Origin of the sequence: Streptomyces sp. NPDC048516, assembly GCF_043199875.1 — a bacterium.
Lineage (GTDB): Bacteria > Actinomycetota > Actinomycetes > Streptomycetales > Streptomycetaceae > Streptomyces.
On record NZ_JBICWS010000039.1, the window covers coordinates 16,384 to 29,560 of the forward strand.

Consider the following 13,177-nt stretch of genomic DNA (forward strand, 5'->3'; position numbering starts at 1 on the left):
CGTCGCGTCACACTCCGGAGGTGACTTCCGACCTCGCCTCCGAGGTACCCCCCGGCTTCCCCTCGCGCCGGTTCCGGATCACGGACGAGGCGAAGGAGAGGCCGATCAGCGTGATGCCCACCAGGCCGGTGACGACCTCGGGGATCTCGTACTTGATCGTGGCCAGCAGGATGACGGCCAGCGCGCCGATCGCGTAGTGGGCGCCGTGCTCCAGGTAGACGTAGTCGTCCAGGGTCCCCTTGCGGACCAGGAACACCGTCAGCGAACGGATGTACATCGCGCCGATACCCAGACCCAGCGCCATCATGAAGATGTCGTTGGTGATCGCGAAGGCGCCGATGACGCCGTCGAAGGAGAACGACGCGTCGATGACCTCGAGGTAGAGGAACATGAAGAACGCGGCCTTGCCGGCCAGGCCCACGGCCGCCCCGGTGCCGTTCTTCGCGGGAGCCGCCGCGGCCTCCTCGCCTTCCTCGTCCTCGTCGTCCTCCTCGAGCTTGTCCTCGAAGTAGCCGGAGATGCCGCCGACGACGAGATAGGTGATCATGCCCGCGACACCGGACAGCAGTACCGTGGCGCTCTTGTCACCGGCGCCGTGCGCGGCGGCGGTGGCCACCGTCATCGCGCTCACCAGCAGGACGACCAGCCCGACGATGACGGACAGCATGTCGAGCTTGCCCATCTTGGCCATGGGCTTCTCGATCCAGGACAGCCACTTGTAGTCGCGCTCCTCGAATATGAAGTCGAGGAAGATCATCAGCAGGAAGATTCCGCCGAAGGCCGCGATGGCAGGGTGCGCGCTGGTGACCAGTTCCTGGTATTGCGCCTTGTCATTGAGGGCGAGGTTGACCGCCTCGATCGGCCCCAGCTTCGCGGTGATCGCGACAATGACGACCGGGAACACCAGCCGCATGCCGAACACCGCGACGAGGATGCCGACGGTGAGGAAGATCTTCTGCCAGAAGGCGTTCATCTTGCGCAGGATGCCTGCGTTGATCACGGCATTGTCGAACGAGAGCGAGATCTCCAGGACGGCCAGGATCCCGACGATCGCGAGCCCCTGCCACCCCCAGAGCACGCCCGCCAAGGCGAGGCCTATCACCGTGATGGCGAACGACCAGCCAAAGGTTTTCAGGAGCACTGCCTACCCAATCCCTCGCTGTATGGGGTCCCCCGCGCGCAGCGCGCGGCGCTTTACGAAACGTTGACCCCGAAGTCTAGAGCGATGCCCCGCAGACCCGACGCGTACCCCTGCCCTACCGCTCGGAACTTCCATTCGCCGTTGTAGCGGTACACCTCACCGAAGATCATCGCGGTTTCGCCGGAGGCGTCTTCGCTGAGGTCGTAGCGGGCGAGTTCACTGCCGTCGGCCTGATTGACGATACGGATAAAGGCATTGCTGACCTGGCCAAAGCTCTGGCCACGCATATCGGCCTCATGGATGGAGACCGGAAAGACGATCTTGTCGACCTGCTCGGGCACCTGCGAGAGATCCACCAGGACCGACTCGTCGTCGCCCTCCCCCTCGCCGGTGAGGTTGTCCCCGGTGTGCTCGACGGAGCCCTCGGGACTCTTGAGGTTGTTGTAGAAGACGAAGTACTCGTCCCCCAGCACCCGGCCCGACTGGCACAGCAGCGCGCTGGCATCGAGGTCGAAGGGCGCTCCGGTCGTGGACCGTGCGTCCCAGCCGAGGCCGACCATGATCTGCGTGAGATTCGGAGCGGCCTTGGAAAGGGAGACATTTCCCCCCTTGGCGAGCGTGACGCTCATCGTGCGCTTCCTCCCCTGTGTCCGTGCGGGCCGTGCCCGGCGCGGCCCGCTTCCCTTCCTGCACGTCCGGCGCCGCACTCCCCCTCGGGGGCGTACGGCGCCGGACGCGGTCACTCCTGGCCCGGCAGCCCCTGCGGTGGCACTGCCCGGTGCGGACGTCGACGATCAGATGGCGGTTCCCGTCGGATCCTCACGGATCCCCTCGGCTCCGGTCGATCAGACGTTGACGCCGAAGTCCTGCGCGATGCCGCGCAGACCCGAGGCGTAGCCCTGGCCGATGGCCCGGAACTTCCACTCGGCGCCGTTGCGGTACAGCTCACCGAAGACCATGGCGGTCTCGGTCGAGGCGTCCTCGCTCAGGTCGTAGCGCGCCAGCTCGTTGTTGTCGGCCTGGTTGACCACGCGGATGAAGGCGTTGCGGACCTGGCCGAAGCTCTGCTGGCGGGTCTCGGCGTCGTAGATCGACACGGGGAAGACGATCTTGGAGACATCGGCCGGCACAGCGGCCAGATTCACCTTGATCTGCTCGTCGTCACCTTCGCCCTCACCGGTGATGTTGTCACCGGTGTGCTCGACCGAACCGTCCGGGCTCTTCAGGTTGTTGAAGAACACGAAGTTCTGGTCGTTGGCCACCTTGCCCTGGTCGTTCGTCAGCAGGGCGCTGGCGTCCAGGTCGAAGTCCGTACCGGTGGTCGTACGCGCGTCCCAGCCCAGACCGACGACGACGGCGGTCAGATTGGGGGCTTCCTTCGTCAGCGAGACGTTGCCGCCCTTGCTGAGGCTGACTCCCACGAGTCCTCCCATAGATTCGAGGGGTACGTAAAGATTGCGCCCCCATCGTGCATGGCATCGGATCAACGAATTGATCCTAGTGACCGGTTCCCACCGATTACAGATACCGCACCTGGATCAGTGCGGATTCGGCCCGGTGGGCGCAGGGGCTCCGGGGGCGCCAGGGAGAGTGCGCCGCCTCAGAGCGTGTCGAGCGCCTTGACGTACTCGTTCAGGTCACGGGCGTCGGGCAGGCCGTTGACGACCGTCCAGCGCACCACACCCTCCTTGTCGATGATGAACGTGCCGCGCACCGCGCAGCCCTTCTCCTCGTCGAAGACGCCGTACGCCCGCGAGGCCTCGCCGTGCGGCCAGAAGTCCGACAGCAGCGGGTACTCCAGGCCCTCCTGCTCCGCGAAGACGCGCAGCGAGAACGGGGAGTCGTTGGAGACGGCCAGCAGCTGGACCTCGTCGTTGACGAACTTCGGCAGCTCGTCACGGAGCGCGCAGAGCTCGCCGGTGCAGACGCCGGTGAAGGCGAAGGGGTAGAAGAGGAGGACGACGGCCTTCTCGCCGCGGAAGTCGGAGAGCTTGACCAGCTCGCCGTGCTGGTTCTTCAGCTCGAAATCCGGAGCCTTCGTGCCGACCTCGATCGCCATGGGGTGCTTCCCTTCCGCTCACACTCAACAGGACGCGGCCAACCCTACGCGCCGCGGTGCACGTCCGGGGAACCCGCCTTGAACAGGGCCGAGCCCCCTCCGGAACAGGCGGAGGGGGCTCGGTGGCGAATGGTGAGACCGTACGGCTCAGCGCTTGCCGGCCTTGGGCGTGACCAGTCGGCTGCCTGCCCAGTCCTTGCCCGCGTTGATGCTCTTGGTCTGGGACAGACCCGCGGTCTGCGCGGCCTCATTGATGTCGCTCGGCTCGACGTAGCCGTCGCGGCCGGTCTTCGGGGTCAGCAGCCAGATCTGCCCGCCCTCGTCGATCAGCCCGATGGCGTCCACCAGCGCGTCCGTGAGGTCGCCGTCCTCGTCGCGGAACCACAGCAGAACGACGTCACACACGTCGTCGTAGTCCTCGTCGACGAGATCCTGGCCGATCACGGTCTCAATGCCTTCGCGGAGATCCTGATCGACGTCGTCGTCGTAGCCGATCTCCTGGACCACCTGTCCGGGCTCGAACCCCAGCCTGGCGGCAGGGTTGGTCCGCTCCTCCGCGTGGTCCGCGGTCGCGCTCACGGATTGCCTCCTGTCATGTTTCGGAAATGCTCGGGGACCCCGCGCGTGCGCGGAGCATTGGGCGTAGTCCACACGGGCCGGGCGGATCGCGCAAGTACCCGGCGGTCCAGACCGCCGAAACGGTGACGTTTCGAGGCGTCTCGCCGCAAGCACGACCCCCGCAGGCCAGGCTGAAGTGATTCACGCCACAGCTTTCTGTGAAGTTTATCGGGTACTTGCGCGGGACTGGTCCCTTCGGGGGGCGACGGCCGGCCGCGGACCCGGTTTCGGGGCCCGCACGTCCGTACGCGAAGCACTTTCGACATGGGCGTATGGTTGCGATTTGGCCGACCCGAGAAATCGGCCTTTTCAGCGCCATCTCTCTACGGATGGGTTACCCATCGGTAGAGGTGACGTATCCCAGTGGCTCGGTACACGATGGAGACGGCGCGACACCAAGGCAGCGACAGCATTCGTCCCGTGCGCAGCAGCAATCATCTTGCAGAGCACGAAACGAACCGAACACGAAGGAACAGCGTGGCTTCCGGATCCGATCGAAACCCGATCATCATTGGCGGCCTTCCCAGCCAGGTCCCGGACTTCGATCCCGAAGAAACCCAGGAGTGGCTCGACTCGCTCGACGCGGCCGTCGACGAGCGGGGCCGGGAACGTGCCCGCTACCTCATGCTCCGCCTGATCGAGCGCGCGCGCGAGAAGCGGGTGGCCGTGCCCGAGATGCGCAGCACGGACTACATCAACACCATCGCGACCAAGAACGAGCCGTTCTTCCCCGGCAACGAGGAGATCGAGCGCAAGGTTCTGAACGCGACCCGGTGGAACGCCGCGGTCATGGTCTCGCGCGCCCAGCGCCCGGGCATCGGGGTCGGCGGGCACATCGCCACCTTCGCCTCCTCCGCCTCCCTCTACGACGTGGGCTTCAACCACTTCTTCCGGGGCAAGGACGAGGGCGACGGCGGCGACCAGATCTTCTTCCAGGGCCATGCCTCGCCCGGTGTCTACGCCCGTGCCTTCCTCCTGGACCGCCTGTCCGAGGCCCAGCTCGACGCCTTCCGGCAGGAGAAGTCCAAGGCCCCCAACGGCCTGTCCAGCTACCCGCACCCGCGGCTGATGCCGGACTTCTGGGAGTTCCCGACCGTCTCGATGGGCCTCGGCCCGCTCGGCGCGATCTACCAGGCGCGGATGAACCGCTACATGGAGGCGCGCGGCATCGCCGACACCTCCAAGTCGCACGTCTGGGCCTACCTCGGCGACGGCGAGATGGACGAGCCCGAGTCCCTCGGCCAGCTGTCCATCGCCGCCCGTGAGGGCCTGGACAACCTGACCTTCGTCGTCAACTGCAACCTGCAGCGCCTCGACGGCCCGGTCCGCGGCAACGGCAAGATCATGCAGGAGCTGGAGTCGCAGTTCCGCGGCGCCGGCTGGAACGTCATCAAGCTGGTGTGGGACCGCAGCTGGGACCCGCTGCTCGCGCAGGACCGCGACGGCATCCTGGTCAACAAGCTCAACAGCACTCCGGACGGTCAGTTCCAGACGTACGCCACCGAGACCGGTGCGTACATCCGTGAGCACTTCTTCGGCGACGACCACCGGCTGCGGGCGATGGTCGAGAACATGACCGACGACCAGATCCTGCACCTGGGCCGCGGCGGTCACGACCACAAGAAGATCTACGCGGCGTATGCGGCGGCCAAGGCCCACAAGGGCCAGCCGACGGTGATCCTCGCGCAGACCGTCAAGGGCTGGACGCTCGGCCCGAACTTCGAGGGCCGCAACGCGACCCACCAGATGAAGAAGCTCACGGTCGCGGACCTCAAGGGCTTCCGTGACCGGCTGCACCTGCCGATCCCGGACAAGGACCTGGAGGACGGCCTGCCGCCGTACTACCACCCGGGCCGCGACTCCGAAGAGATCCAGTACATGCACGACCGCCGCAAGGGGCTGGGGGGCTATGTGCCCACCCGTGTCGTGCGCGCCGAGCCGCTGAAGCTGCCGGACGACAAGGCCTACGCGGGTGCCAAGAAGGGCTCGGGGCAGCAGAAGATCGCCACGACCATGGCGTTCGTCCGTGTCCTGAAGGACCTCATGCGGGACAAGGAGATCGGCAAGCGCTTCGTGCCGATCGCGCCCGACGAGTACCGCACCTTCGGTATGGACGCGTTCTTCCCGTCGGCCAAGATCTACAACCCGCTGGGCCAGCAGTACGAGTCGGTCGACCGCGAACTGCTCCTCGCGTACAAGGAGTCGCCGACCGGCCAGATGCTGCACGACGGCATCACCGAGGCGGGCTGCACCGCTTCCCTGATCGCGGCGGGCTCCGCCTATGCGACGCACGGCGAGCCGCTGATCCCGGTCTATGTCTTCTACTCGATGTTCGGTTTCCAGCGCACCGGCGACCAGTTCTGGCAGATGGCCGACCAGCTCGCGCGCGGCTTCGTGCTCGGTGCGACCGCGGGCCGGACGACGCTGACCGGTGAGGGTCTGCAGCACGCCGACGGCCACTCCCAGCTGCTGGCCTCGACCAACCCGGCCTGTGTCTCCTACGACCCGGCCTACGGCTACGAGATCGCGTACATCGTCAAGGACGGTCTGCGGCGGATGTACGGCGAGAACGCCGAGGACATCTTCTACTACCTGACCGTCTACAACGAGCCGATCCAGCACCCGGCGGAGCCGTCCGACGTCGACGTCGAGGGCATCCTCAAGGGTCTGCACCGCATCAAGGCCGGCGAGAAGGGCGAGCACGCGGCCCGGATCCTCGCCTCGGGTGTCGCGGTGCCGTGGGCCGTCGAGGCCCAGCAGATCCTCGCGGACGAGTGGAACGTCAAGGCGGATGTCTGGTCGGCGACCTCCTGGAACGAGCTGCGCCGTGACGCGGTGGAGATCGAGGAGCACAACCTTCTGCACCCGGAGGAGGAGCAGCGCGTCCCGTACGTGACGCAGAAGCTCCAGGGCGCCGAGGGTCCGACGATCGCGGTCTCGGACTGGATGCGGGCGGTTCCCGACCAGATCGCGCGCTGGGTTCCCGGCACGTACCAGTCGCTGGGCGCCGACGGCTTCGGCTTCGCGGACACCCGTGGCGCGGCCCGTCGCTTCTTCCACATCGACGCCCAGTCCATCGTCCTGGGCGTGCTCACCGAGCTCGCCAGGGAGGGCAAGGTCGACCGGTCGCTGCTGAAGCAGGCGATCGACCGCTACCAGCTCCTGGACGTCACGGCCGCCGACGCGGGTGAGGCCGGCGGCGACGCCTGACCCCTCCGCGGCAGGCTGCCGCATCCCCTTTGCCGCGCCCCTCGGCCAGCGACCTTCGCCGGCCGGGGGGCGCGGTGGTGTGCGGTGGGGCGGTGCGTGGCCGGGCGGCGCGTGCGGGGGCCGTGTTCCCCGGGGTGCGGCGGGGCGTGCGGGGAGGTCCGTGGGCGGCCGGTTCAGCGCTCCCACACCTTGAACGCCCGTACCCGGTAAGGGGACCGGGGCACCCAGCTGCCGCCGCCCGGATAGGTGTCGAACTCGGCGGTCTCGGCGCATTCCTCGCTCTGGTAGGTGGTCACCGGCCGGCCGGTCCGGTTGGCGAGCGCGGCGGCACTGGTCCCCTTGGGCAGCGGGGTGCAGCTCTCGATGTCGGTGTCGGACAGCTCGTAGGTCCGCCGCGTGCCGCCGAAGTCCGCCTTCGGCCACAGGCACAGCTGTCCTGCCGCGCAGTGGCCCGGGGCGGCGGCGCGGCCGCCTGGGGCCGCGTGCGCAGCCGGGGTGCCGAGGGCCGGCGGGACGGCGAGGGCGGCGGTGAGCGCGGCGAGGCCGGTGAGGAGCGCGGTGGTGTGGGGCGTACGCAGACGCAGACGCATAGGAATCTCTCCCCCGTGAAGTACGACGATGGCGTTTTGCAGCGGGCGGATTGCCCGCGGCGGGTGCTGCGGTGTCGAGCTTCGCGAGGGCGCGGCGCGGTTGCCAAGGCCGTGGCGGCACAGCCACCCGGATCAGGGATGTGGACAAGCGGAACGGCCCGGCGTGGGGCGTTCGGTGCGCGGCGTTGACGTGGACGGACCGGCGGGGAGGGGGTGCGGAAACCGTTCGCCCCATGGCCTGCAGGGGTCCGGGAGGCACCCGAGGCTCCCGGAGGAGGCCGGTGCCCGGTCCGGTTCCCGCGCCGGCTCATCCGGATGAGGGATGCGACGGAGGGAGCGGCCCCGCGGCAGGGCCAACTCCCGCCGGGCGCACGGCGGGAGGGTCCGGACCCGGTCCGGGACGGCCGGTTGACGCCCGCGGTTGACGGCACCACGCCCCGGCGCGCGGCCGGACGAGGACGAGCCTCGTAACCTGCCGCGCGCGGGCGCCGGGCGTCGGGGCGTCAGACGCCGGGCCCGCCCCCGCGCTGGGGGCGGTCAACCGCCGGGCGCCGCGGAGGGTGTGGCGTGCGGCCGGGGCCCGGTCAGATGTGGCCGACCCCGGCGCCCGCCTCGGCGTTCGCGCCGCGCTTGGTGAAGACGGCGACGACGGCGGCAACGACCGCCACACCGCAGGCGACCGTGAAGGCCAGGCCCATGCCGGACACAAAGGTGTCGTGGGCGACGGAGGTGATCTTCTGGGCGAACTCCGGCGGGGTGCCCTTCGGCACGGGGGCGATACCTGCCGAGACCGCGTCGGAGAGCTGGGACGCCTTCGCGGGCGGGACGGGCGGGAGGCCGGCCGCCTTCCAGTTGTCCGGGAGTTCGTTGTCGACACGGGAGGCCATCACCGCGCCGAGCACGGCCGTGCCGAGGCTGCCGCCGACCTGCATCGCGGCCTGCTGGAGGCCGCCGGCGACGCCGGAGAGCTCCAGCGGGGCGTTGCCGACGATGACCTCGGTGGCGCCGACCATGACGGGCGCGAGGCCGAGGCCCAGCAGCGCGAACCAGAGGGACATCGGACCGGTGCTGCTGTGCGTGTCCAGGCCGGACATGCCGTACATCGCGACGGCGGTGAGGATCATGCCGCTGACCAGCGGGATGCGCGGGCCGAGCTTGGTGATCAAAGCGCCGGCGAGCGGCGAGCCGACGATCATCATGCCGGTGAGCGGAAGGAGGTGCAGACCGCTGTCCACGGGGGTCATGCCGTGGACGTTCTGCAGATAGAACGTCACGAAGAACAGGCCGCCCATGAAGGCGAAGGCCATCAGCACCATCAGGACCGTGCCGGCGGTCAGCGGCAGGGAGCGGAACATCCGCAGCGGGATGAGCGGTTCGCGGACCTTGGCCTCCAGTACGGCGAACAGCGCGAAGAGGACCACCGCGGCGATCACGAAGCCCCAGGTCTTCATGTCGCCCCAGCCCCATTCCGACGCCTTGATCAGCGGCCAGATGAGGCAGAACATCGCTCCGGAGAGCAGCACGATGCCCGGGATGTCGAACGAACGCGGGGCGTTCTCCGCACGGTGGTCCTTGAGGATCACCAGGCCGAGGACCAGCGCCAGCACACCGACCGGGACGTTGATGAAGAACACGGACTGCCAGTTGACGTGCTCGACCAGCAGTCCGCCGACTATCGGCCCGCCGGCGGTGGAGGCGCCGATGACCATGCCCCAGATGCCGATCGCCATGTTGAGCTTCTCGGCCGGGAAGGTGGCGCGCAGCAGCCCCAGCGCGGCGGGCATCAGCAGCGCGCCGAACAGGCCTTGCAGGACACGGAAGGTGATGACCAGCGCGACCTCGTGGGAGAACCCGATGGCGCCGGAGGCGGCGGCGAAACCGAGGATGCCGACCAGGAAGGTCTGGCGGTGGCCGAAGCGGTCGCCGAGCTTGCCGGCCGTGATCAGCGAGACGGCCAGCGCGAGCATGTAGCCGTTGGTGATCCACTGCACGTCGGCGAGCGACGCACCGAGGTCCGCCTTGATGGCCGGGTTGGCGATGGCGACGATCGTGCCGTCCAGGGCGACCATCATGACGCCGATCGCGACGGAGAAGAGGGTCAGCCACGGATGGCCGCGCAGCCCCTTCGAGGGCTCTGGTGCGGGAAGGTCCGGCGCAGCGACGGCGACGGGCGTCTGAGAACTCATAGGACGAGGCTAATGTCAGCCGCTGACAGTTGACAAAGCAAATCATGAGTCGGTAACTGTCATTTCGCTCACAGGTAACCTGAGCAGCGAGAACACCACGGAAAGGCGGCTCAGGATGGCGGACCCGACGCCGCATGCGGCACCCACGGGCCTGCGGGAACGCAAGAAGCAGCGCACCCGCGACGCGCTGATCCGCGCGGCCCTCGAACTGTTCACGGAGCAGGGGTACGAGGCGACGACGATCGACGAGATCGCGGAGGCGGTGGACGTCTCCCAGCGGACGTACTTCCGCTACTTCGCCAACAAGGAGGACGTCGTCTTCGCCGTCCAGGAGATGGTCGAGGCCCGCTTCGTCGACGAGTTGAGCGCACGGCCCGCGACCGAGGCCCCGCTCACCGCCCTGCGCACCGCCGTGATGGTGGCCTGGGACGACATCGGCAGCGCCATCGAGTCGGTGATTCCGGTGGAGCTGCACATGCGCTCGTTCCGGATGATCGAGTCGACGCCCGCCCTGGTCGCCGCGCATCTGCGGCGCTCCTCCGAACTGGAGGAGCAGATCGCGCGGTTGATCGCCCGGCGCGAGGGACTGGACGTGGACGCGGATCCGCGGCCGCGGGTGCTGGTTGCCGCGTTCAGCGGGGTGATGCGGGTGGCCGGCAAGGTGTGGGGCGAGGGGCAGGACTGCAGCGTGGCATCCATCCGCCGGCTCACCCAGTCCTACTTGGACCACATCGGGCCGGCGATGGAGGGCGACTGGCGGGCGAGGTGAGCGCGCCCTCGCCACGGCAGGGCACTCATTACTCGCCGTAACCGGAATTCACCTTTCCGCGATCACTCCGGGTACCCCATGAGGTCGCTCCTGCACGGCTGAGCACGGAAAACGAACGACAAGTGTCCGGTTTGGTCGAAATACCCACCGTGAAACGTGATCTCACTCACGGTCACAGCAAGCACCCTTCCGCTTCTTCTAGGGTGGCACGCGGTGACTTCCTTCCCGGGCCTCGGCCCCTCCTCCAGCTTCCTGCAGTCCTCCGTCTGGCGTGCCGCGCTCGCCCTGGCGGTGGTGTTCGTGATGCTTGCCCTCACCGGCTGGACGGCCGTCAGAGGCACCAAGGAAGACGCCCATCCGCTGGCCACCGCCAAGACCGCCTGGCAGCACGCCGCCTTCCACGGTCGCCCGCTGCCCGACCCCGACGGTTCGCCGGCCGCGCTCCGGGGCTTCTTCGCCAAGCTCACCGGTGGCGAGAAGCGGCAGCTCGCCGACCGCTATCCGCTGGTCGTGGGCAATATGAACGGCGCCCCCGTACCGCTGCGTTACCGCGCCAACCGGATGGCCATCGACGACGCCCGCGGCATCGAGAAACAGCGGATGCACGACCGCCGGCTCACCCCCGTCGGCCGCCAGGAGGCGGGCCGGCTGATGCACCGCTTCGAGTCGATGATGAGCCCCGCCCGGCAGATCCTGGCCTTCGATCCGGCCGGCGACGGCCGGGCCGCCGAGGTCTTCGGCAACCTCCCGGCGGCGCAACGGGTCTCGGTCGTGGTGCCCGGCGTGGACACCAACCTGTCGACCTTCGAGCGCACCGCGCGGGCGAACACCGCCCCCGTCGGCATGGCGCGGTCCCTCTACGGCGCCGAGCGCGAAGCCCGGCCGAGCACCCGTACCGCCGTGATCGCCTGGGCCGACTACACCTCGCCGGGCGGGATGGGCGTCGAGGCCGCCACCGGGAAGCTCGCCGCGGACGGCGCCGTCCGGCTGCGCGCCCTGGTGGACGCACTGCCCTCCTCCGACGCGGTCTCGCTGTTCTGCCACAGCTACGGGTCCGTGGTGTGCGGCGTCGCGGCCCGTGACCTGCCGTCCAACGTCGAGGACATCGCGGTGGCCGGCAGCCCCGGCATGCGGGCCGACAGCCTCTCCGGGCTGGGCACCCACGCCCGCGTCTGGGCCATGCGGGACGCCGACGACTGGATCCAGGACGTGCCCAACCTGGAGGTCGGCGGGCTCGGCCACGGCGCCGACCCCGTCGATCCGTCCTTCGGCTCACGGGTCCTGTCGGCCGACGGCGCGGTCGGCCACGCCGGCTACTTCGCGCCCGGCACCCGCAGCCTGCGCAACTTCGCCCTGGTCGGGGTGGGCGCGACCAGCACCGTCTCCTGCGCCACCGATGACCCGCACTGCAGTTCGGGTCTCGTCTGAGGGCCGTCGGCCCGCACGACTGGTTCCGCGGGCACGGCCCGGCGCCCGGGGACGGGCCGTGCCCGCGGGAACCGCACCCGGCGCCGGGGACGTCCACCACACAGGGAACGCAGCGGGTGGCCGGCGTGACGCGCGTAGCTTCGGCAGACGCCCCGAGGTGTCCGGAAGGGGGACGGGTGGGCAACGGCCCGCATACGATGAACCGCATGGGTGATGTGCTGGCCGGTTTTCATGCCGTCTGGGAGTTCGACACGGACTCCGTACTCATCCGCTTCGAACGGGGGATCCGCAAGCCGAAGCTGTTCCAGGCGCTCGGCGAGCGACGCATTCCGTACGAGGCGCTGAGCTCCGTCGAGGTGACCGGAGGCAGACGCGGCACGGTGGTGCTGCATGCCATGCCCCGGACCGGCGCCGACCCCTTGATGGAGGCGGCGGACGGACAGCTCAAGGAGGACGCCGATCCGTACCGGCTGGTGCTGCCGGCTGAACGCGGGACGCTGGCCGAGTACTACGCCGACGAGCTGCGCACGGCGCTCGGTCCCGATGCGAAGGAATGCGCCGACCGCCACCTGGTGGCCGCGCCGGAGCCCCCGCTGCACTTCAAGGCGTACGACGGCAAGGCGTCCTTCGACGGCCGTTCGGTCGCCTTCCGGTGGTTTTGGACGGGTGCGTCCTCGGCGAAGTGGAAGTGCGGCGACCAGAGCTTCCCGGTCGGCGAACTGGCCGGGGTCGAGTGGCGGTCGCCGGAGATCCTCAACGGCTATCTGCGTCTGCTGGAGCGCGGTGCCCGTGAACCGGGGACGGGCGAGGCGGACCAGGATCCGGCCGCGGTGGTGTTCGGGCTGGGGTACGGCCCCGTCCATGAGTCGCTGCCGTTCGCGGCCTCGGTACTGCAGGCCGTACGCGCCGCCGAGCCGGCGCAGGAGACGCCGGAGAACGAACCGCGCCGCCGCACCGGGGACGCGCGCCGGGACCCCGCCGATATCGCGGACCGGATACGGCACCTCGGCGAGCTCCACGGGGCCGGCCTGCTGACCGACGACGAGTTCAGCACGAAGAAGGCCGAGCTGCTGGCGGAGCTCTAGTGATCTGGTTCGGAGATGCGTGAGCAGTAGCGGCAGATCCGGTCAAGGATCTGGTCGGCGGTCTTGGTCCATTTGAAGGGCCGGGCATCGT

At 68.9% G+C, this 13,177-nt stretch carries 11 protein-coding genes; 4 read left to right on the forward strand and 7 right to left on the reverse strand.

The features are described 5' to 3' along the window. Window positions 1-7: 7 nt before the first annotated feature. The 5 genes from ACGFR7_RS36465 to ACGFR7_RS36485 all read right to left on the reverse strand — a co-directional run bounded on the left by ACGFR7_RS36465 (window position 8) and on the right by ACGFR7_RS36485 (window position 3,779). The gene (locus tag ACGFR7_RS36465; protein ID WP_393328091.1) at window positions 8-1,141 is read right to left on the reverse strand and encodes a DUF475 domain-containing protein; all 1,134 of its coding nucleotides are present in this window, start codon (window positions 1,139-1,141) and stop codon (window positions 8-10) included. A gap of 53 nt (window positions 1,142-1,194) precedes the next feature. Beyond that, a complete protein-coding gene (locus tag ACGFR7_RS36470; RefSeq protein ID WP_393328093.1) occupies window positions 1,195-1,770 on the reverse strand; it encodes a TerD family protein in 576 nt (191 codons plus the stop codon). Window positions 1,771-1,986: 216 nt separating this feature from the next. Further along, complete coding sequence (locus ACGFR7_RS36475) at window positions 1,987-2,562, reverse strand: TerD family protein (protein WP_086721103.1); 576 nt, start codon at window positions 2,560-2,562, stop codon at window positions 1,987-1,989. Between the two features lie 179 nt (window positions 2,563-2,741). Beyond that, window positions 2,742-3,200: a peroxiredoxin gene (locus ACGFR7_RS36480; protein WP_393328096.1), complete on the reverse strand. Its 459-nt coding sequence runs from the start codon at window positions 3,198-3,200 to the stop codon at window positions 2,742-2,744. 147 nt (window positions 3,201-3,347) lie between these two features. Next, a complete protein-coding gene (locus ACGFR7_RS36485) occupies window positions 3,348-3,779 on the reverse strand; it encodes a DUF3052 domain-containing protein (protein ID WP_030081424.1) in 432 nt (143 codons plus the stop codon). A 516-nt stretch (window positions 3,780-4,295) separates the two neighbouring features. On the opposite strand from ACGFR7_RS36485, the gene aceE reads away from it, so the two are divergent. Beyond that, entirely contained in the window at window positions 4,296-7,028 is a 2,733-nt protein-coding gene (gene aceE, locus ACGFR7_RS36490) for a pyruvate dehydrogenase (acetyl-transferring), homodimeric type (protein ID WP_393328100.1), read from the forward strand. A gap of 173 nt (window positions 7,029-7,201) precedes the next feature. Here aceE and ACGFR7_RS36495 read toward each other — a convergent pair whose 3' ends face one another. Together ACGFR7_RS36495 and ACGFR7_RS36500 are read right to left on the reverse strand one after the other, a co-directional pair. After that, entirely contained in the window at window positions 7,202-7,618 is a 417-nt protein-coding gene (locus ACGFR7_RS36495; RefSeq protein WP_393328103.1) for a peptidase inhibitor family I36 protein, read from the reverse strand. A gap of 584 nt (window positions 7,619-8,202) precedes the next feature. Beyond that, on the reverse strand, window positions 8,203-9,804 hold the full coding sequence (locus tag ACGFR7_RS36500; RefSeq protein WP_393328106.1) for an MFS transporter: 1,602 nt from the start codon (window positions 9,802-9,804) through the stop codon (window positions 8,203-8,205). A gap of 115 nt (window positions 9,805-9,919) precedes the next feature. On the opposite strand from ACGFR7_RS36500, the gene ACGFR7_RS36505 reads away from it, so the two are divergent. From ACGFR7_RS36505 to ACGFR7_RS36515, 3 genes are all read left to right on the forward strand, one after another. Beyond that, complete coding sequence (locus tag ACGFR7_RS36505; RefSeq protein ID WP_393328109.1) at window positions 9,920-10,573, forward strand: TetR/AcrR family transcriptional regulator; 654 nt, start codon at window positions 9,920-9,922, stop codon at window positions 10,571-10,573. A gap of 213 nt (window positions 10,574-10,786) precedes the next feature. Beyond that, window positions 10,787-12,001, forward strand: coding sequence for an alpha/beta hydrolase (locus ACGFR7_RS36510; protein WP_393328112.1), 1,215 nt, complete (start codon window positions 10,787-10,789; stop codon window positions 11,999-12,001). Between the two features lie 206 nt (window positions 12,002-12,207). Continuing rightward, window positions 12,208-13,086: a DUF4429 domain-containing protein gene (locus ACGFR7_RS36515; protein ID WP_393328115.1), complete on the forward strand. Its 879-nt coding sequence runs from the start codon at window positions 12,208-12,210 to the stop codon at window positions 13,084-13,086. The last annotated feature ends 91 nt before the right edge of the window (window positions 13,087-13,177 follow it).

What these genes read in the sequence shown, in the direction of transcription:
- ACGFR7_RS36505 (WP_393328109.1), top strand. Translation starts at nt 9,920, where the DNA reads ATGGCGGACCCGACGCCGCATGCGGCACCCACGGGCCTGCGGGAACGC.
- ACGFR7_RS36515 (WP_393328115.1), top strand. Translation starts at nt 12,208, where the DNA reads ATGGGTGATGTGCTGGCCGGTTTTCATGCCGTCTGGGAGTTCGACACG.
- ACGFR7_RS36480 (WP_393328096.1), bottom strand. Translation starts at nt 3,200, where the DNA reads ATGGCGATCGAGGTCGGCACGAAGGCTCCGGATTTCGAGCTGAAGAAC.
- ACGFR7_RS36470 (WP_393328093.1), bottom strand. Translation starts at nt 1,770, where the DNA reads ATGAGCGTCACGCTCGCCAAGGGGGGAAATGTCTCCCTTTCCAAGGCC.
- ACGFR7_RS36500 (WP_393328106.1), bottom strand. Translation starts at nt 9,804, where the DNA reads ATGAGTTCTCAGACGCCCGTCGCCGTCGCTGCGCCGGACCTTCCCGCA.
- ACGFR7_RS36495 (WP_393328103.1), bottom strand. Translation starts at nt 7,618, where the DNA reads ATGCGTCTGCGTCTGCGTACGCCCCACACCACCGCGCTCCTCACCGGC.